At 63.8% G+C, this 17,417-nt stretch carries 21 protein-coding genes and 1 pseudogene; all 22 read right to left on the reverse strand.

Translation table 11 applies throughout. From position 1 onward, the window contains the following. Positions 1–998, reverse strand: a 998-nt coding sequence (locus IV098_RS08690; RefSeq protein ID WP_296888164.1) for a ferrous iron transporter B, incomplete at its 3' end; no start/stop codon positions are given. Further along, the gene (locus tag IV098_RS08695; protein ID WP_296888167.1) at positions 995–1,264 is read right to left on the reverse strand and encodes a FeoA family protein; all 270 of its coding nucleotides are present in this window, start codon (positions 1,262–1,264) and stop codon (positions 995–997) included. The genes IV098_RS08695 and IV098_RS08690, both read right to left, overlap by 4 nt. Then, the gene (locus tag IV098_RS08700; protein ID WP_296888170.1) at positions 1,261–1,794 is read right to left on the reverse strand and encodes a hypothetical protein; all 534 of its coding nucleotides are present in this window, start codon (positions 1,792–1,794) and stop codon (positions 1,261–1,263) included. Before IV098_RS08700 ends, IV098_RS08695 begins: the two co-directional genes overlap by 4 nt. Then, positions 1,791–2,687 carry an FAD:protein FMN transferase gene (locus IV098_RS08705; protein ID WP_296888173.1) on the reverse strand — a complete coding sequence of 299 codons (897 nt, stop codon included), beginning with the start codon at positions 2,685–2,687 and terminating at the stop codon, positions 1,791–1,793. Before IV098_RS08705 ends, IV098_RS08700 begins: the two co-directional genes overlap by 4 nt. Continuing rightward, positions 2,684–3,229: an FMN-binding protein gene (locus IV098_RS08710; RefSeq protein WP_296888176.1), complete on the reverse strand. Its 546-nt coding sequence runs from the start codon at positions 3,227–3,229 to the stop codon at positions 2,684–2,686. The genes IV098_RS08705 and IV098_RS08710 overlap by 4 nt, the downstream gene beginning before the upstream one ends. Positions 3,230–3,237: 8 nt before the next feature. Further along, entirely contained in the window at positions 3,238–4,206 is a 969-nt protein-coding gene (locus tag IV098_RS08715; protein ID WP_296888177.1) for a DUF6662 family protein, read from the reverse strand. Positions 4,207–4,609: 403 nt separating this feature from the next. Beyond that, complete coding sequence (locus tag IV098_RS08720; RefSeq protein ID WP_296888178.1) at positions 4,610–5,293, reverse strand: Fe2+-dependent dioxygenase; 684 nt, start codon at positions 5,291–5,293, stop codon at positions 4,610–4,612. Between the two features lie 86 nt (positions 5,294–5,379). After that, complete coding sequence (locus IV098_RS08725; protein WP_296888179.1) at positions 5,380–7,677, reverse strand: TonB-dependent siderophore receptor; 2,298 nt, start codon at positions 7,675–7,677, stop codon at positions 5,380–5,382. 92 nt (positions 7,678–7,769) lie between these two features. Next, positions 7,770–8,216: a biopolymer transporter ExbD gene (locus tag IV098_RS08730; protein ID WP_296888191.1), complete on the reverse strand. Its 447-nt coding sequence runs from the start codon at positions 8,214–8,216 to the stop codon at positions 7,770–7,772. Then, complete coding sequence (locus IV098_RS08735) at positions 8,216–8,968, reverse strand: MotA/TolQ/ExbB proton channel family protein (protein WP_296888180.1); 753 nt, start codon at positions 8,966–8,968, stop codon at positions 8,216–8,218. The genes IV098_RS08730 and IV098_RS08735 overlap by 1 nt, the downstream gene beginning before the upstream one ends. A gap of 2 nt (positions 8,969–8,970) precedes the next feature. Beyond that, entirely contained in the window at positions 8,971–9,708 is a 738-nt protein-coding gene (locus IV098_RS08740) for an energy transducer TonB (RefSeq protein ID WP_296888181.1), read from the reverse strand. A 316-nt stretch (positions 9,709–10,024) separates the two neighbouring features. Continuing rightward, positions 10,025–11,599: an alkyl hydroperoxide reductase subunit F gene (gene ahpF, locus IV098_RS08745; protein WP_296888182.1), complete on the reverse strand. Its 1,575-nt coding sequence runs from the start codon at positions 11,597–11,599 to the stop codon at positions 10,025–10,027. Positions 11,600–11,737: 138 nt separating this feature from the next. Beyond that, positions 11,738–12,304 (reverse strand): alkyl hydroperoxide reductase subunit C, encoded by a 567-nt coding sequence (gene ahpC, locus IV098_RS08750; protein ID WP_296888183.1) that lies wholly within the window; start codon positions 12,302–12,304, stop codon positions 11,738–11,740. A gap of 194 nt (positions 12,305–12,498) precedes the next feature. Continuing rightward, positions 12,499–12,822: an antibiotic biosynthesis monooxygenase gene (locus IV098_RS08755; protein WP_296888184.1), complete on the reverse strand. Its 324-nt coding sequence runs from the start codon at positions 12,820–12,822 to the stop codon at positions 12,499–12,501. Further along, positions 12,822–13,082 carry a hypothetical protein gene (locus IV098_RS08760; RefSeq protein ID WP_296888185.1) on the reverse strand — a complete coding sequence of 87 codons (261 nt, stop codon included), beginning with the start codon at positions 13,080–13,082 and terminating at the stop codon, positions 12,822–12,824. The genes IV098_RS08755 and IV098_RS08760 overlap by 1 nt, the downstream gene beginning before the upstream one ends. Before the next feature lie 9 nt (positions 13,083–13,091). Continuing rightward, the gene (locus tag IV098_RS08765; protein WP_296888186.1) at positions 13,092–13,331 is read right to left on the reverse strand and encodes a hypothetical protein; all 240 of its coding nucleotides are present in this window, start codon (positions 13,329–13,331) and stop codon (positions 13,092–13,094) included. Positions 13,332–13,424: 93 nt separating this feature from the next. Further along, positions 13,425–13,637: a hemin uptake protein HemP gene (locus IV098_RS08770; protein ID WP_296888187.1), complete on the reverse strand. Its 213-nt coding sequence runs from the start codon at positions 13,635–13,637 to the stop codon at positions 13,425–13,427. A 93-nt stretch (positions 13,638–13,730) separates the two neighbouring features. Further along, on the reverse strand, positions 13,731–14,717 hold the full coding sequence (locus tag IV098_RS08775; protein WP_296888188.1) for a cation diffusion facilitator family transporter: 987 nt from the start codon (positions 14,715–14,717) through the stop codon (positions 13,731–13,733). Next, complete coding sequence (gene nagZ, locus IV098_RS08780) at positions 14,704–15,783, reverse strand: beta-N-acetylhexosaminidase (RefSeq protein WP_296888189.1); 1,080 nt, start codon at positions 15,781–15,783, stop codon at positions 14,704–14,706. Before nagZ ends, IV098_RS08775 begins: the two co-directional genes overlap by 14 nt. Positions 15,784–15,808: 25 nt before the next feature. Further along, complete coding sequence (gene acpS / locus IV098_RS08785; protein WP_296888190.1) at positions 15,809–16,222, reverse strand: holo-ACP synthase; 414 nt, start codon at positions 16,220–16,222, stop codon at positions 15,809–15,811. 10 nt (positions 16,223–16,232) lie between these two features. After that, positions 16,233–17,036: a radical SAM protein gene (locus IV098_RS08790; protein WP_296888192.1), complete on the reverse strand. Its 804-nt coding sequence runs from the start codon at positions 17,034–17,036 to the stop codon at positions 16,233–16,235. Positions 17,037–17,232: 196 nt separating this feature from the next. Further along, positions 17,233–17,417 (reverse strand): annotated as a pseudogene (locus IV098_RS08795) (PhoH family protein); the annotation flags it as partial.

A 17,417-nucleotide genomic window follows, 5' to 3' on the forward strand; every position in this document is an offset into this window, starting at 1 on the left:
GGCAGGTAGCCCGATTCCTCCAGCACCAGGATGAAGAAGAACAGGATCAGGATCTGCGGCAGGAACACCAACACGCCGCCGGCGCCTGCGATCACGCCGTCAACCAGCAGGCTCTTCACCCAGCCGTCGGGCAGCATGGCGGCAACGGCGTTGCCTGCCCACGTGGTGACCGCCTCGATCCAGCCCATCGGCGCCTCGGCCCAGGCAAACACCGCCTGGAACATGAGGAACAGCACCGTCACGAGCAGCACCATGCCGAGTACCGGGTGCAGCACCACGCGGTCGATACGGTCCGACAGCGTGTGCGGTACGTGCAGGTCGAGGCCGAGGCTGACAAGGATGCGCTGCACCGTATCGTGATCGGCTTCGACCGTGACCACGGGGGAGGAATCAGCCGCGCCCGCGTGCGCGGCGGCGTCGCTCCAGGCGTCGGTCGGCGCATCCAGCAGCGCGCGCAGGGCGCCCGCACCGTCCTTCCTGACCGCGACGGTCTTGACCACTGGCACGCCGAGTTCGAGCGACAGCTTGTCCGCATCCACATGGATGCCGCGGCGCGCCGCCAGGTCGGTCATGTTGAGCGCGACCACGCAGGGCAGGCCGAGGCGTTTTACCGCCAGGACGAGGCGCAGGTTGCGCCGCAGGTTGGTGGCGTCGACGACGCAGATCACCCGGTCGGGGCGCTTCTCGCCGCGCGCGCGGCCCATCAGCACGTCGACCGTCACCTTCTCGTCCGGCGAACGCGGGTTGAGGCTGTAAGTGCCCGGCAGGTCGAGCACGCGCAGGGCTTTTCCCTCAGCCGTGAGGTAGCGGCCTTCCTTGCGCTCGACGGTGACGCCGGCGTAGTTGGCCACCTTCTGCCGGCTGCCCGTCAGCACGTTGAACAGCGCGGTCTTGCCGCAGTTGGGGTTGCCTACCAGCGCGATGAGCGGCCCGCCGCGATGCACGTGGACGACGGCGGGTTTGCCCGGGGAGCGGTTCGAATCGTGGCAGGCGCTCATGCGGATACGGCCTCTTCTGTCAGCAGCGTGACCTCGATGCAGGCCGCCTCGGCACGGCGCAAGGCGAAGGTGGACGAACCGACGCGCACCACCAGCGGATCGCCGCCCGGCGCGCGCGCCATCAGCATCACTTTTTCGCCCGCAATGAAACCCAGCTCGCGCAGCCAGTCGCCCCATTCGGGCGCCTGTTCTGGCGCGTGGACCGCTTTAATGCGATAGGGCTTGAAATCGATCGAACAATCAAGAGTGCTGCTGGCGGTGTTCACTGGCTGGCTTTCTGGCTGGCGTGTGGCGGGCGCACTGCAACGGCGACGCTCAGTGCGGGTTTTTTCTTCGAGTGCGGATGGGGGTGCGCGCGCGGCGCGCGGCGGCGGCCGACCACCACATGCGCGACCAGTGCGAGTGGCAGCGCGAGCCCGACCGTCCAGTGCAGGAGCGGCAGCCAGGCGGCGTTGTCGTCGCTGGAAAAATAATACAGCGCATAGCCGGTGGCGGCGAGCCATGCGGTCAGCGCCAGCATCGGCATCCCGGTACGGCGATTCTTTTTGCGGCTCCATGCCAGCCGCATGTGGTTGGTCGCCAGCGAGCCGACCGCCACGAGCGCGAGCATGGCCGCCAGACCGTGCATGCGCAGCCACCATTTCTCGGCCGGATGCGGCTCGGGGCCGAAATCGCCTGCGACGCCGAAAAAATAATGAAACAGCAGCCACAGCGCGCCGCTCGCCCACAGCAGCGCGAACGCGGCGTAGGCCAGGCGTTTGTGGCGCGCGCCGAGGCGGATGACCGGCGCGTTCATGCCACTAGCTCCAGCGGCAGGTCGTGCCAGCCGCCGGCGTCGCAACGCATGGCTTGCGTGTCGTCGAGGACGATGGCCTGCGCGCCGTAACGCGCCAGTACCTCCACCGTGTGCGGTGCGCCCCCGCGTAGCGGATCGGTTTCCAGGATGCCGGCCGCGACGACCTTGGTCAGCGCGTCGGCGGTCATGCAGTCGGCGGCCAGTACGGTGACGCTGGTGCCGGCGCACAAGACGTCGCCGCTGGCGGGATGGCGCAGCGCATCCGGCTGGAAATAGCTGGCCGAGGTGGCGGCTGCACCGTTCTGCAGTTCGGCCAGCTGCAGGCTGTGCGTGGGATGCTGCGGCAGGCGCACGTGCACCGGCACGGCGTCGTCGCCGAAGCGGGCCAGATCGCCGCCGGCGTTGACGGTGGCGGCGGCCAGCCCGCTGGTGGCGAGGCTGGCGAGCGCGACGTCAACTGCGTAGCCCTTGGCGATGCCGGACAGATCGATCAGCAGGGGACGCGCGTAACGCACGCGATCACTGTCGAGTTCGATGGCGCGCCAGTCGGGAGTGGCGGCTGCGGGAAAGCCGGGATGGCGCGGCAGGCAGCCCGATGCGACCAGCCAGCCCGCCACGCTCGGATCGAACAGGCCTGCGCTCGTGCGTGCAAATTCCAGCGCGGTGGCGAACACGGCGGCGAGATCGGGAGACAGCGCGACCCAATCGGTCTGGGCTTCGCGGTTGACGCGCGTCAACTCCGAATCGGCGGACTGGAAGCTCATCGCCGCATGCACCGCCGCGACGCGTGCGAACGCACGGTCCGATGCTATGAGCAGGGCCGGCATGTCGATGCCTTCGGCGACGATTTCGACCAGGGTGCCGAGCCAGGGCTGGGCGCGTCGAGCGATCATTGCAGCGCCACCTTGTGAATGGCCAGCACGCGTCGCACGCCTTCGCTGATGTGCTTGCACGACAGCGTGGCACCGCTGATGTTCTGGATGTCGTCGTCGAGCTTCAGCGCCGCGCCGTAGCGCTTGCCGTCAAATTGCGCGCGCCATTTCGGATTGACGATCTGGCCGCCATGGGTTTCGCGGTAGTCGAGGACTTCGACGCCGCGCACTGCACCCGTCGCGTCGAGCGCGACCGCGTAGGTGATGAATTCGTGCTTGCCGTACACCTCGTCGAGCACGAACCAGCCAGCCGGTTTGCCGTCCGCGATGACCTGCCACACCGGCTGCTCGGGATAGCGCATGCGCACGCCGGCGGCTTTTTCGACGGCCTTCTTCTGAGCGTCGTCGAGCCGCACCGGATGCGTAACGAAAGTGCTCGCCTCGGGGAACAGCAGTTTCTGCGCGGCCTCGGCCGTCAGGTACTGCACGGCGAAAGCGGGCGCCGCGGCAAACAGCGGCACGCACACGGCGGGAACGACAAGCCAGTTGGGTTGATTCGACATGGCAGGCCTCAAAAGTTGTAGCCGAGCTTCAAGCGCAGCTCGTGCTTGGTTTTCTCGATCAGGTGCAGGTCGTCGTCGGTCTGGCCGATGTATTGCTCCTTGCCGCCGGCTAGCTGTTCGAACCAGGTCAGCGTCGCCCACCATTGCTTGCTGCCGTAATGGATCGACGGTCCGGCGAACCAGGTCCAGCGCTCCTGCCCGACTTCGGTTTCGAATTCGGTCTGGTACTCCGTTTCAAGCCCGATATTCCAGTTCGGCGCGAAACGGTAAGACGCGCCGAGGCCGAGGTTGAACTCGATTTCCATTTCGGGTTCGGTCGGCCATTCGAAGGTCGCGGCGGGGTCGCCGGTGATTGCCTGGATCGCGGCGTCGGCGCTGGCCTGCGTGGCGGCGTCGAGCGGGTCGCGCTTGGCGTAAGTGCCTTCGAAACCGGTATTCGCCATCAGCGACAGCTGATCGTCGAGGAACAGCTTTTGCAGTTGCAGGCCGAGTTCGAATTTGGTCGTGTCCTTGTCCTTGCCCGAGTGCGGGTCGAGCCAGTTCTGCTGCAGCGAGAAGGTGGTGGACAAGCCGATGTCGTCCTTGGCCATGGAAAGGAAGTTGTACTTCAGCTTGCCTTCGACCCCCGAGAGTTTGAAGCCGTAACTTTCCGCGCCGGGCATGTAGCCGTCGATTACCAAGCCGCTGGTGTCGATCGATTGCCCTTTGAGTTCGAGGGTGCCGGTGAGGCGATGCGTGATGCCGCGTTCATATTCGAACTGGTAATCGTAGGCGCTGTAATCCGCGCTGCCGGCCGGATAGTTGCCTTCGCCCTTGTCCCAGCGGTGAGTCATGATCAGATAAATCTCGCTGGCGCCTTGCGGCAGGGTTTCGGTACCGGCGACGTAACCGAGCAGGTTTTCGTCGGCGTGGGCGAGTGGGGTAAGCTGTGCGGCGAAGGCGAACGGTACGGCAAGTGCAAGTAAACGGACTTTCATTGAGGGCTCCCATGGATCGAGTGATTTGGCTGGCTGATCCATGGGACTGGCTGGCTGAAGGTAAACAAAGTGGATATCGGGGTGCCGGGGAAGCGTTGCATTAAGCAAGTAGCTCACGCCGGGCTCCTGTCAGGTTGATGAATGCTGGCCGGGCCGGTGCCTGGCTGGCGCACGTCTGCAGAGGCGCAGACAGATTCCATTCCGCCCGAAGCAATTGCCGGGAAGTAGGGAACACGGTCGCAAATGATAGTAATTCGTATTATTGATGTCAATCAATATGCGAAAGTGAATCGTGGCGTGTTGTAAAGGCCCTACAAAATATAGGGCTGGTGCGTGTGCCCCGGGATGGGCGGGAATGGGAGCAGGCTGGATCGGCTAGGGTGCGGCGTGCTCACGGCGGCGTTCAGACCATCGCCCACATCCGCATCAGGTTGTGATAACAGCTGGTGAGGCGCACGGCGGTATCGGTGTCGCCCTGCTCGCCGCGCAGCGCGACGATGCTCATGTCGAGTTCGTATAGCAATTCACGCTGCTGCGGTTCGCGCACCATGCTTTCGAGCCAGGTAAAGCAGGCCAAGCGCGCGCCGCGCGTCACCGGTTCGACCCGGTGCACACTGTAGGACGGATAGAGGATGAGGTCGCCCGCCGGCAGTTTCACCGCGCGGCCGCCCATGCCATCTTCGATGATGAGTTCGCCGCCTTCGTAGTCGCCGGGGTTGTTCAGGAACAGGGTGAACGACATATCGGTTCGAACGTGCTGCGCGCTGGAGGGATGGGTGCGGATGGCGTTGTCGACGTGGTTGCCGAATGAGTTGGCCTGATCGCCGTAGCGGTTGAACAGCGGCGGGTAGATGCGCTTGGGCAGCGCGGCGCTGAAGAATTGCGCATTTTTCGACAGCGCTTCCAGTACGGCTGCGCGCAGCTGCAACGCCACCAGGCTGGTCTCCGGCAATTGCAGGTTGTTTTTGACGGTGGCGGCCTGCGAACCGGCGGTGACGCGGCCATCGGTCCAGTCGGCCTGCTTGAGCTGGGCCGTGCAGCGGGCGAGGGTGTCAGCGTCGAGTACGTTGGGGATGTGTAACAGCATGAGAGTCTCCTGTCGGGGTGGAGGTACTGTCCGTTGTCAGCCGGACAATGCCCCCACCCCGCCAATGACGGTGGGGAAAGGCTTGCTTAATACTTCAACTCGCCGGTGAGGATGATCTGACGTCCGGTGCCTGGCACGGTGAACGGGCCATTGTCGTAGATCGAGTCATAGTAGACGTCGTCGAACAGGTTCTTGACGTTCAGGCGTGCGGCCCAGCTCTTCTGCTCGTAAGCGACCATGGCATCCCAGCGGTCGTACGACGGCGCGGTGTTGGGATGGAATTCGGTGCTGCCGGGCAGGGTGGGAACCGCGCCTGCGCCGCTCGGGTTGTAGCCGTAGCGATCGCCCTTGACCTCGACGCCGCCGCCGATTTTCCAGCCGCCGCCGAGCGCGTAGGTCGTCCACAGGTTGAACGTGTACTCGGGCGTGTTGCGCGGGCGCTGGCCGATATAGCCCAGGTTGCCCTTGGTGATCACGCCGGTGGTGGCGTTGACGTTCTCCGCGGTATCGAGAATCTCGGCATCCATCAGCGCCAGGCCCGAGAAGATTTCCCAGTTGGGCGTGATGCGACCGGCTGCTTCCAGTTCGAGGCCGTTGGTGCGGCGTTTCTTGGTCAGGATCGCTGCGGTCGATTCGAGGTCAGAGCTGCGCTCCCAGTACTTGGTCGCGCTGTAGAGCGCGGTACGGAAGCTGAGATCGCCGTCGAAGAACATCCATTTCGCGCCGATTTCATACACTTCGCTGGTTTCCGGCGGCTGCGGCACCACGGTCAGCTGATACAGGTCGGCCGTGGGGCTGAACGAATCGCTGTAGCCGAAGTAGTAATGGGCCGTTTCGGTCGGCTGATACGACAGCGCGGCGCGATAGCTCCATTCGCCGTAGTTGAGTTGAGGCGAGGTTGCGCTGGTGTACTCGGCGTCGAGATTGTCGCGGCGCACGCCCAGGGTGGCTTTCCAGAACGGAATGAACTCGACTGTGTCCTGGAGGTAGAGCGCGTAGGAGTCGCTGGTGAAATTGTTCAGGCCGCCCGTGCCTTCCACGTAGGGCTGGAAGAGAGGTGGAATTCCTGAGGCGATTGTCGTTCCGCCCAGGTTGAGCAGGCTGCTGCGGTGGCTGTCTTCGTGCAGATATTCGACGCCGCCGACCACTTCATGTTTCATGTCCCAGGCGCGGAAGCTGGATGTCAGGACCGATTGCAGGGCCAGCGTTTCATAGTCCATCGAGCGCGTCGGGCCTGCGTTCCAGTTTCCGCCGTTGCCAGTGATGGTGCCATCCGCATTGGGCGCAACCGTCGCGCTCGGGGTGCGTGCCCAGTAGCTGCGCTCGTAATCGCCGTAGCGCAGCGAGGTCAGCAACTCGGTCTTGGGCGAGAAGCGGTGGGTCCAGCTGCCGGTGACCACGTTCACGTCGCTGTCGTCGAAGTTGCCGTCCACGCCCCAGAATGTATCCGGCGTGAAGTTTGTATTCGGCGCGCGGGTTGCGTTGTCGAACGAGAAGCCGTAGTCCGGAATGTCGCGGTTGCGCAGATACAGGTAGGAGAAATTGAACTCGTTGTCGGTTTGCATGCCGAGCGACAGGCTGACCTGCGCGCCGCCGCGATCGACTTCGGGTTCGGTGCCGGTGACCGGGTTCTCGCGCCAGCTGCCTTCGTTGCGCTTCATCAGATTGACGCGTATGGCGCTGTCCTCGCCCAGCCGCTTGTTGAGGTCGGCGGTCACTTCGCTGTAGGTCTCGGTACCGAGGCTGCCGGTGAGCGTATAGGCGTCGGCGCGCTTGGGGGTCTTGGAGACGAGGTTGATGACGCCGCCGGCCTGGCCGCGGCCAAACAGCATCGAGGCAGAACCGCGCAGTACGTCGATCTGTTCGAGGAAGAAGGTTTCGCGGTTGTATTGCGCCGTGTCGCGGATGCCGTCGAGGTACATGTCGCCGAAGGTATAAAAACCGCGCAGCATCATGTTGTCGCCGGCACGGCCGCCTTCGGCCGCGTTGAAGGTGAGGCCGGACACGTTGCGCAGCGCTTCGCGCAGGGAACCGACCTGCTGCTCTTCCATCAACTGGTGGGTCACGCTGGTGACGGCCTGCGCCACATCGTGCGGATCCTGCTTGACCCTGCCGACACGGGTTTCAGTGGCCTGGTAGCCATTGTTCACTTCCATCGGGTCGGCGGTGTCTTCCACCTTCACCGCCGGCAGCGAGGTCTCATGTGTGGCAGTGGGCGGCGCGGCAGGGGCTGGCGATACATTGGTTGCGGTTTGCGCCAGCGCGGCGGGCGCCAGCATGGCAAAGGCCAGCGAAGCGACAGCCGGTGCGGTGGTCGCAGGTTGCAGGCGGGCCAGCAGCTGGCGCAGCGTGCCCGAGGGCGGGTGCGGTCGAAGGTGTGACATGGGTTTTGCTCTCCTGAGGGACGAATGACTGGCTGGCGGAGCAAAACGCTTGGCTGGCTGCGGTTGAAAAAAGGGGCCGCTCGTGGCGGTGTTTATTCTGTTTCGGGGACGGCTTGGTTCACTTTCCTGGGATCAGTCACGAAACCGAGCTTGGTCAGACCGGCGCGTGCCGCGCCGGACATGATCTGGGCGACGTTCTTGTAGGCGAGTTCGCCGTCGGCGCGGATATGCATTTCCGGCTGCGGGTTTTTCTGCGCGGCGGCCTCCATCCGCGCCTGCCAGGCCGCCTGGTCGACGGCTTCGGCATTCCAGTACACCGTGCCGTCGGACGTGATCGACAGCTTGATGGTGTCGGGCTTGATGTCGTCGGGCTGGCGGCTGGACGCCACCGGCAGGTCGACCTTGACGGCATGCGTCATCAGCGGCGCGGTGATGATGAAGATGACCAGCAGCACCAGCATCACGTCGATCAGCGGAATCATGTTGATTTCCGCGTTGTCGCCGTCGCCGGCCTCGTTCATGAGTCCGCCGAAGGCCATCATGCGCTCCTTGCGGCCGGGGCCGTGTAGACGCGCGCCTCGTCCTTGTGAACGCGGGTGTTGTTGCGCACGCCGGTGGACATGAAGGCGAACAGGTCATGCGCGAAGCCGTCGACTTCGGTCAGCATCTGGCGCTTGGAGCGGTTGAAGAAGTTGTACGAGAGCACGGCCGGGATCGCGACCGCCAGTCCCAGCGCGGTCATGATCAGCGCCTCGCCGACCGGTCCGGCGACTTGGTCGAGGCTGCCGGAGCCGCTCATGCCGATATTGACCAGCGCGTGATAGATGCCCCACACCGTGCCGAACAGGCCGACGAAAGGCGCGGAGGACGCGATCGAGGCGAGCATGGTCTGGCCGTATTCGAGGCGCGCGGTGTCCTGGGTGATGGCACGGCGCAGGGCGCGGGTGAGGAATTCGTCTTCCGAGCCCGATTCGACCAGGCGCGATCCGGTCTTGTTGCGGAACTGTTCGGCGGCTTTGAGCCCGTGGTGGGTCAGATGCGAGAACGGGTCGTTGATGCCGTTGTTCTGCAGGTAGTCGGCGACCGCGGGCAGGCCGGGTGCATCCCAGAAGCGGCTGAGAAATGCCTCGGCATGTTTTTTCATGCGCAGGTTGGCGAGGCTCTTGCTGACGATCAGATACCAGGTGATGACCGACATCGCCAGCAGCACGACGAGCAGGAAATGCGCGAGGCCGTCGGCCTGCGCGATGAAGTGGGCAAAGCCCAGGTGGGTAGCGGCGGGGGTGTCCATATTTAGCTCCTGTTTTTCAATGTGAATTCGACGGGAAAATTGACCCATTCCGCGACGGGCTGGCCGTTCTGGCGGGCCGGCTCGAACTTCCAGCTGTTCTTGACGGTATTGAAGGCCGAGCTGTCGAGGCGCTCGTAGCCGCTGCTTTTCAGCACTTCGAGCTTTGCCACGCTGCCGTCCGGATTGATCAGCGCACGCAGCTGTACGGTGCCTTCTTCTTTCAGCTTCTTCGACAATCCCGGGTAGCGCGGTTTGGGGTTGTTCAGGTAGTCGGCCGCACGCGGCGGCGTGGGCGGCGGAGGTGGCGCGGGCTTGGGCGCTTCGGCCATCACCGGCGCAGGCGGCGGCGGCACTTCGGGCACCGGCTCGGGTTTGGGATCGGGCCTGGGTGCCTCGACCATGGCTTGCGGGGTCGGCGTGGCACGCTTGGCGACCAGCATCGGCGGCGGCGTCTGCGGCTTGACCACGGGTTGGGGCGGGGAGGGCCGGACTTCGGGTTCGGGCTCCGGCTGCTCGTCTTCGATCAGGCTCACCATCAGCGGGCGAGGAGGGGTAATGGTCTTGGCCTTGTCGGCGATAGCCAGTAACAGGGCGGCCAGCAAACCGGCGTGGACCAGCACGACGCCGGCGAGCGACAGGCGCGACAGGTGCGGCGTGTACGGCAGCGAGGCGGCGGTTGTCAGTGCCGTGTTCGGGGTGCCGTCATTGCGGGCGGCAGGGGCAGTCAGCGAAGGCGTCATCCAGTGCAATTCCGGTTTGGTTCAAGAATGCGGGCTGGGGACTGGACCCGTAGCGATGCGGGTGTCCGTGGCTGGCGATGGAGCGGTTCGCTCCAAGGTGTCTGGCCGTTGCCGGGCTATGCGCCCCGGCTTTTGTCAAACAATATAAGTAATGATAATAATTCGCATTATGTGTGTCAAACAATAAGAATCGGCTAATGAAAGCTGTTGTAAAAAAGCCCTGGACGCGTGTCCGGGGCTTGAAGGTGATGCAATCCGGTCCACCCGGAAAGCCGGGCTGACCGCGATGCCAGGGCAGGCTGGCTTGTGCTGACGCTCAGGCCGTGACCGAACTGCGGATCAGGTGATCGAACGCGGCGAGGCTGGCTTTCGCGCCTTCGCTCATCGCAATGACGATCTGCTTGTACGGCACCGTGGTGCAGTCGCCCGCGCCGAACACGCCAGGCACGTCCGTCTGGCCCTTGGCATCGACCACGATTTCGCCGAAGCGCGACAGTTCGATCGTGCCTTTCAGCCAGTCGGTATTCGGCAGCAGCCCAATCTGGATGAACACGCCTTCGAGCGCCACATGCTGGGTCTGGCCGGTGGTGCGGTCGGTGTATTCGAGGCCGTCGACCTTGCCGCCGGCGCCGGTGATCTGCGTGGTCTGCGCGCTCTTGATGACGGTGGCGTTGGGCAGGCTGTAGAGCTTTTTCTGCAGCACGGCATCGGCGCGCAGGGTGTCGCCGAATTCGAGCAGGGTGACGTGGCCGACGATGCCGGCGAGGTCGATCGCCGCCTCGACGCCGGAGTTGCCGCCGCCGACCACCGCAACGTGCTTGCCCTTGAACAACGGACCGTCGCAGTGCGGGCAGTAGGCCACGCCCTTGCCGCGGTATTCGAGTTCACCGGGTACGTTGAGTTCACGCCAGCGCGCGCCGGTGGCGACGATGATGCTCTTCGACTTGAGCACCGCGCCGTTGGCGAGGCGCAGTTCGTGGTAGCTGCCTGCGCTGCCGGGGATGAGCTTTTCGGCGCGCTGCAGGTTCATGATGTCGACGTCGTATTCGCGCACGTGCTCTTCCAGCGCGCGGGCCAGCTTGGGGCCGTCGGTGTGGGGCACCGAGATCAGGTTTTCGATCGCCATGGTGTCGAGCACCTGGCCGCCGAAGCGCTCGGCCAGCACGCCGGTGCGGATGCCCTTGCGCGCGGCATAGATTGCGGCGGCCGCCGCGGCCGGGCCGCCACCCACCACCAGCACGTCGTAGGGCGCTTTCTGCGACAGTTTGGCAGCGTCGCGCGCGGCGGCACCGGTGTCGAGCTTGGCCAGGATGTCCTCGATCGCCATGCGGCCGTTGCCGAACACTTCGCCGTTCAGGTATACGGTCGGCACGGCCATTACCTGGCGCGTCTCGACCTCGTCCTGGAACAGCGCGCCGTCGATCATCACGTGCTGGATGTTGGGGTTGAGCGCGGACAGCGTGTTGAGCGCCTGCACCACGTCCGGGCAGTTGTGGCAGGACAGCGAGATATAGGTCTCGAAACGGAGGTGTTCACCATTCTGGCCATCGATGCCGCGAATCTGCTCGATTTGCTCGTCGGTGATCTTGGGCGCGTAGCCGCTGGCCTGCAGCAGCGCCAGGATCAGCGAGGTGAACTCGTGCCCCATCGGCAGCCCGGCGAAGCGGATGCGCGCGGGCTGGTTCACCAGGCCGATGCTGAACGAAGGCTTGCGCGCATCGACGCCGTTTTCCAGCAGGCTGATCCTGTCGGAGACGCTGGCGATTTCTTCCAGCAGCGCGCGCATTTCCTGCGACTTGGCGCTGTCGTCGAGCGAAGCCACCAGTTCGATGGGGGCGACCAGGCGCTCCATGTAGGTTTTGAGTTGCGCTTTGATGTTGGCGTCGAGCATGGCGATCTCCGTTTGTTACAAAGTGAATGGCAATAAAAAAGCGTCGGCAGCCGAAAGCGGCCGACGCCTTTGTGTTGCCCTCCCATTTCCCCTCTCCCTTGAGGGAGAGGGGCAGGGGAGAGGGTGAGCAGGAAGGACTTAGATCTTGCCGACCAGGTCGAGCGACGGCGCCAGGGTGGCTTCGCCTTCCTTCCATTTGGCCGGGCAGACTTCGCCGGGGTGGGCAGCGACGTATTGCGCAGCCTTGACCTTGCGCAGCAGTTCCAGCGCATCGCGGCCGATGCCGCCGGCGTTGATCTCGATGATCTGGATCTTGCCCTGCGGGTCGATCACGAAGGTGCCGCGCTCGGCCAGACCGGCTTCCTCTATCATCACGCCGAAGTTGCGGGTGATGGTGCCGGTGGGGTCGCCGATCATCGGGTACTGGATCTTGCCGATGGTGTCGGAGGTGTCGTGCCAGGCCTTGTGGGTGAAGTGGGTGTCGGTGGACACCGCGTAGATTTCCACGCCCAGCTTCTTGAAAGTCTCGTAGTTGTCAGCCAGGTCGCCCAGCTCGGTCGGGCAGACGAAGGTGAAGTCGGCAGGGTAGAAGAACACCACGGACCATTTGCCTTTGAGGTCTTCGTCGGTGATGTGCTGGAACTTGCCGTTCATGAAAGCTTCGGCTTTGAAGGGTTTGATTTCGGTGTTGATGAGGGTTTGCATGGTGCGTAGCTCCGGTTGAAAAAGTGGGTTAAAGATTCGACGGGGCGAACTTTACTTAAGTAAAACCGAATATTCCAATTCAATTTTTAAAGCAGGGCGATTGATGTTCTCAATCGGTTTTCCCCTGACGCGTTCGGGCCGATATTTGCAGGCTTGTTCAGCTGTTGCCGAGGCTGCAGGTTTGCAACGTCGTATCAGGATGGGCTTCCGTCTGTGTGACGGGTGGGTTGGGATGCATCGAATGGGGCGTCGATCGGGGCAAAAAAGTCGTGGCGCGACAAGCCCATGCCGTTGATCATCCATACGCCGATCCATGAATGGGTGAAGCGATCGAAACTGGCTTGGTTGTCCCAGGACAACTGCAGGATGAACGGGTCACGCCGGCCACGCGGATCGTTCAGTTCGTGCGAAACCAGGCCAAGAGCCTGTTGCAGGGTTTCACGCGCAGCCTGATAAGCATGGCGGAAATGATCCTGATGGCGCGGCAGGGCGTGGAAGCGATAGGCGATTGAGAGCATCAATACATCTCCATGCGCTCGCCCAGCATGCGATAGCCGGAATGAGGGTTCTGAACCTGGCCGGGTTTTGTGTACTCGGCGGGGCCGTTATCCAGATCTTCGGCAAGTGAGCGGCAGGCATCGCGTTCTGCCGGTGTGAGTTCGCTATGCTCGGCTGCGCGTTCTAGCAAAAACCGGGCGGTAGCCTTGTTGCGGCTACAGGGGTGACGCAGCATGACCAGAGCGGCAACCAGTATCGAAACAGAGTGGGTGGTTTGCATGACGTGTCCTCAGTGCGGTGTGGATGGAGGGTTGGAGAGTGCCGTACCCGACAGGGTTTGCCAGGTGAGCGATAGTCGCTGACATGTTTTGGCAAGCGTCGGGCTACCGTCACTCGTCTGCATCCAGCGCAAATGTTGTTCGATCATGCGGGCGAGTTTTTTGCAGCCGGTCTGTTGATAGCGGTGCATCAACCACAACGTGGCTGCGATGACGATTTCGTGCGTGCTATGAGTGGGGGTTGCGGGCATGCCAGTCTCCTTTTGAGTGAGGGCTGGCTGGCGCGTGGGCGCTGGCGGGCGGTGCGGTGAATACCATTTTCAGCAACGGAAAATGGAAGAGGCTTACTTGGTGAGGATCAGTTTTCCATTTTTGGTGATGCGCAAGCGATAGTGCTCGCCGTTGTGGTTGATCAGGATTTCCTGACCGCCCTGGAATAAAAACTCTGTCGGGATGGCGCCCGGCGGAAAAGACCGCGTTCCGGATTCGACCGGGCTACGGCTGGAGAGGGGCGTGCCGGTTTGTAGGGTGTCGGGCTCGGGTTGATCGGGATTCATGGAATGGATTGCTGTCTTTGTATTAAGTGTTACGAATAATAACGATTCTCATTTGTAAGTCAAGTGGTCGCTCGACGATTGTCAAAAAAAGATTCAGATGGGGCGGGGAGGATAGGGCGCGCGCACCATCGGTGCGGCAGCCAGCGCTTCGGGTTGCAGCGTGACGTGGCGGATACCGTGGCGCGAAGCCAGGGTCTGGCGGGCCGATTCAAGCAGGTTCGGCCAGTCGGACAGGGAACGAATTTCAAGGTGGGCCGACAGCGCGAGGGTGCCGGTGGAGAGCGTCCATACATGGAGGTCGTGCACCCGCAGTACGCCAGGCAGCGCGGCGAGATCGTGGCCGACGGCTTCGAGCTTGATGTTGAGCGGCACGCCCTCCATCAGTACGTGGACGACTTCGCGTAGCAGTCGCAGCGCAGAGATGCTGATCAGTAGGGCGACGAACAGGGACAGCAAGGGATCGATCGGGGTCCAGCCGGTGGCGAGGATGACGATGCCGGCGGTGATCGCTGCAACCGAGCCAAGGGCATCGCCCAGTACGTGCAGCAGGGCGGCGCGGCTGTTGAGGGTATGCACGCCGTGATGCAGGGTCCAGGCCACGATGAGGTTGACGATGAGCCCGATCACGGCGACGACGACGACGGTGCCGCCCGCGATGGGCTGCGGCGTGCTGAAGCGCTCGAGGGCCTCGTACACGATGAAGCCGATCAGCACCAGCATGGCGAGACTGTTGATCAGCGCCGCCAGCACCTCGGCGCGCACCAGACCGTAGGAATGCTGCAGCGAAGGCGGGCGGCGCGCCAGCCAGGCTGCGGCGGCGGCAAGCCCGAGTGAGGTGGCATCGGTGACCATGTGGGCAGCATCGGACAGCAGCGCCAGCGAGCCGGACCAGAAACCCGCAACGACTTCTACACAGGCAAACCCCAGGGTGAGCAGCAGGGCGATGAGCAGCGTTTTGCTGCTGCTGTCATGGCCGAGATGGTGACGGACGTGATCCTCGCCGTTCTCGAGCGAAAGATTCTGGTCGGGGTCGTGATCATGGCCGTGACCATGATCGTGAGTGTGCTTATGAGCGGGCACAGTAGTCCGTCGGGTCGGCTGCCAGATTCAGATTGCCGGAGTTTATGCCCAGCCCGGCAATGTGATGCAGGGCGTCGGCGTAACGCGCGGACTCGCGCAGGGCGGTCATCGAAAGCGGGTGCGGATGGCCGTGCATGCGTGCCAGCCGGGCGCGGGCCGGGGCGGGCCAGTCGACCTTGAGTTTGGCCAGCACTTCGTCGGCCAGATCGGGACGGTTGCACACCAGCGCCATGTCGCAACCGGCGTCGAGCGCAGCCGCGACCCGCTCGACCACGCCGCCGGCAACGGCCGCCGCTTCCATGCACAGGTCGTCACTGAAAATCGTGCCGTCAAATCCGAGTTGCTTGCGTAACAGCTTCTGCAGCCAGATGCGGGAGAAGCCGGCGGGCAGGGAATCAACCTGCGGATAGATCACATGCGCGGGCATGATCGCGGCGAGACCCGCTTCGATCATCAGGCGGAACGGCACCAGGTCGGCGATTGCGATGTCGGCCAGGGTGCGTTCGTCGACCGGGATCGCCACGTGCGAATCCGCCACCACGAAGCCGTGGCCGGGGAAGTGCTTGCCGCAGGCGGCCATGCCTGCGTCTTTCATCCCCAGCATCACCGACTGGCCGAGTTCGAATACGGTGTGCGGCGAGCCGTGAAAGGCGCGGTCGCCGATCACCGACGAGGCGCCGTAGTCGAGGTCGAGCACCGGGGCGAAGCTGAAGTCGACGCCGTGCGCGCGCAGTTCGGCGGCCAGCACGTAGCCGGTCTCGCGCGCCAGATGCTTGGCTTGTTTCGGATGTTCATTCCAGATTTCGCCGAAGGTGCGCATGCTCGGCAGCCGCGTGAAGCCTTCGCGGAAACGCTGCACCCGGCCGCCTTCGTGATCGACGCCGATCAGCAGCGGGGCGGACTTGAGCGCGTGGATGTCCGTGGTCAGCGCTTCGAGCTGCGCGGGGTCGCGGTAGTTGCGGGAAAACAGGATCACCCCGCCGACCAGCGGATGGGAAAGCCGGCGGCGGTCGTCTTCGGTGAGCTCGGTGCCTGCCACGTCGAGCATCAGGGGGCCGAGTGTCATGGGCGTTTCCGATACAGAGTGGGCGTCATGGGATTTCCAGTTGTGTTGATTCGGGTGGGTTGGATCGCTCCAGCACGACGAAGGCCAGGATCCAGTCGCCTTCGTCCGACAGGGATACATGATGCCCCGTCACGCCGCGTGCCGCCAGCCAGTCAGCGAGTGCAGGCGCACATTGGATATGCGGCTTGCCAAGCGCGTCGCGCAGAACGGCAATGTTCTGCAGTGCAACCGGTGCCCGCAGACCCGTGCCGGCGGCTTTGGCGAAGGCTTCCTTGACGGCGAAGCTTTTCGCCAGGAAGCGCGCCGGGTCGCGGCTGGCGGCATAGCCTGCGTGCTCCGCCGGGGCGAGGATGCGCTCGGCGTACGCTGCGCCAAAGCGCGCGAGGCCGCTGCGGATGCGTTCGGCATCAAGCAGGTCGGTGCCGATGCCATGAATCATGTGCCGCTCCTCACAACGAAACTTTCACCGGCAAGCCGGCTGCACGGATGCGCTCGGCAAAGGCATCCAGCCATGCGGCGGGCAGGGCGGACAGGCGGTCCGCCTGCGGCTGCAGCGATGGCCGCGCCAGGCCATACAGCAGCACGCCCTGGACCGGGATGGATAGATCGCGGATGCGCGTGACGGCGGCGAGATAGGCCGCCTGCTTGGCGTCGTCCGGCGTCTTGCCGTCGCGCGCAAACACGCAGGTCTGCAACCAGGTCGGGCACAGTGCTGCAGCCACACCCAGGCGTTCGAACTGCTTGTCGGGCGAGAGGCGGGTCTGGTTGATGGCGCGCATGCCGCTGGCGGTGGCGCTGTCGAACTTGAACCACACTTCTCCGTTCAGGGCTGCCATTTTCGCAAGACCTGCGCGGACCCGCGGCCGATCGATCAGGCTGCCGTTGGTGATCAGCACCAGCTTGATCTTGCTTACCAGATTGAAATCCGCCATCACCCGGCCGATCAGTTCGATGATCTCGGGAAATGCCTTGGCACTGGTCGGCTCGCCATTGCCCGACAGCGCGATGTCGTTCAGCCGTCGGGCTCCTTCGGGCACCCGGGTTTGCATGAAATCGCCCTGCAGAATGTCGACGAGCAGCGCGCGCAGTTCGGCTTCCAGCTGCGCCAGATCGATCTCCGGCGCGGCGCCGCGCACCAGATCCGGCACCTGGCAATACACGCAGGCCCAGTTGCAGGCGTTGTTGGGATTGAGGTTGATGCCGACCGACACCCCGCCCGCGCGCCGCGATACCACTGGATAGACGTAGGTCATCCCTGCGCTGTCGCGGTCGTGATTGACGGGAGTAAGGGGAACGGGTTTGGGCACGGGAATGGGTCGAGCGCGGCGCAATCAGCTAGGGCTGTGTTTCAGGTTCAGGTTTGTATTGTCGCAGGTGGGACGGGCCGCTGTCGCGGCCCGTTTTGATTCAATCACCCGAAAGCCGCCTGACGTGCAGGCGTAGCCGGGTTTATAGCACTTCGGCCGCGTAATCGGCCAGCCGCGAGCGCTCGCCGCGTTGCAGCGTGACGTGGCCGTTGTGCGGCCAGCCCTTGAAGTGGTCGACCACGTAGGTGAGGCCGGAACTGCCTTCGGTGAGATAGGGCGTGTCGATCTGCGAGATGTTGCCCAGACAGACCACCTTGGTGCCGGGGC

The sequence above is a fragment of the Thiobacillus sp. genome (assembly GCF_018780105.1).
Taxonomy (GTDB): Bacteria; Pseudomonadota; Gammaproteobacteria; order Burkholderiales; family Thiobacillaceae; genus Thiobacillus.

What these genes read in the sequence shown, in the direction of transcription:
- IV098_RS08740 (WP_296888181.1), bottom strand. Translation starts at nt 9,708, where the DNA reads ATGACGCCTTCGCTGACTGCCCCTGCCGCCCGCAATGACGGCACCCCG.
- IV098_RS08725 (WP_296888179.1), bottom strand. Translation starts at nt 7,677, where the DNA reads ATGTCACACCTTCGACCGCACCCGCCCTCGGGCACGCTGCGCCAGCTG.
- IV098_RS08715 (WP_296888177.1), bottom strand. Translation starts at nt 4,206, where the DNA reads ATGAAAGTCCGTTTACTTGCACTTGCCGTACCGTTCGCCTTCGCCGCA.
- IV098_RS08720 (WP_296888178.1), bottom strand. Translation starts at nt 5,293, where the DNA reads ATGCTGTTACACATCCCCAACGTACTCGACGCTGACACCCTCGCCCGC.
- IV098_RS08765 (WP_296888186.1), bottom strand. Translation starts at nt 13,331, where the DNA reads ATGCCCGCAACCCCCACTCATAGCACGCACGAAATCGTCATCGCAGCC.
- nagZ (WP_296888189.1), bottom strand. Translation starts at nt 15,783, where the DNA reads ATGACACTCGGCCCCCTGATGCTCGACGTGGCAGGCACCGAGCTCACC.
- ahpF (WP_296888182.1), bottom strand. Translation starts at nt 11,599, where the DNA reads ATGCTCGACGCCAACATCAAAGCGCAACTCAAAACCTACATGGAGCGC.
- IV098_RS08760 (WP_296888185.1), bottom strand. Translation starts at nt 13,082, where the DNA reads ATGCAAACCACCCACTCTGTTTCGATACTGGTTGCCGCTCTGGTCATG.
- IV098_RS08770 (WP_296888187.1), bottom strand. Translation starts at nt 13,637, where the DNA reads ATGAATCCCGATCAACCCGAGCCCGACACCCTACAAACCGGCACGCCC.
- IV098_RS08730 (WP_296888191.1), bottom strand. Translation starts at nt 8,216, where the DNA reads ATGGCCTTCGGCGGACTCATGAACGAGGCCGGCGACGGCGACAACGCG.
- IV098_RS08700 (WP_296888170.1), bottom strand. Translation starts at nt 1,794, where the DNA reads ATGAACGCGCCGGTCATCCGCCTCGGCGCGCGCCACAAACGCCTGGCC.
- acpS (WP_296888190.1), bottom strand. Translation starts at nt 16,222, where the DNA reads ATGATTCATGGCATCGGCACCGACCTGCTTGATGCCGAACGCATCCGC.
- IV098_RS08710 (WP_296888176.1), bottom strand. Translation starts at nt 3,229, where the DNA reads ATGTCGAATCAACCCAACTGGCTTGTCGTTCCCGCCGTGTGCGTGCCG.
- IV098_RS08755 (WP_296888184.1), bottom strand. Translation starts at nt 12,822, where the DNA reads ATGCTCTCAATCGCCTATCGCTTCCACGCCCTGCCGCGCCATCAGGAT.
- IV098_RS08790 (WP_296888192.1), bottom strand. Translation starts at nt 17,036, where the DNA reads ATGACCTACGTCTATCCAGTGGTATCGCGGCGCGCGGGCGGGGTGTCG.
- IV098_RS08705 (WP_296888173.1), bottom strand. Translation starts at nt 2,687, where the DNA reads ATGATCGCTCGACGCGCCCAGCCCTGGCTCGGCACCCTGGTCGAAATC.
- IV098_RS08735 (WP_296888180.1), bottom strand. Translation starts at nt 8,968, where the DNA reads ATGGACACCCCCGCCGCTACCCACCTGGGCTTTGCCCACTTCATCGCG.
- ahpC (WP_296888183.1), bottom strand. Translation starts at nt 12,304, where the DNA reads ATGCAAACCCTCATCAACACCGAAATCAAACCCTTCAAAGCCGAAGCT.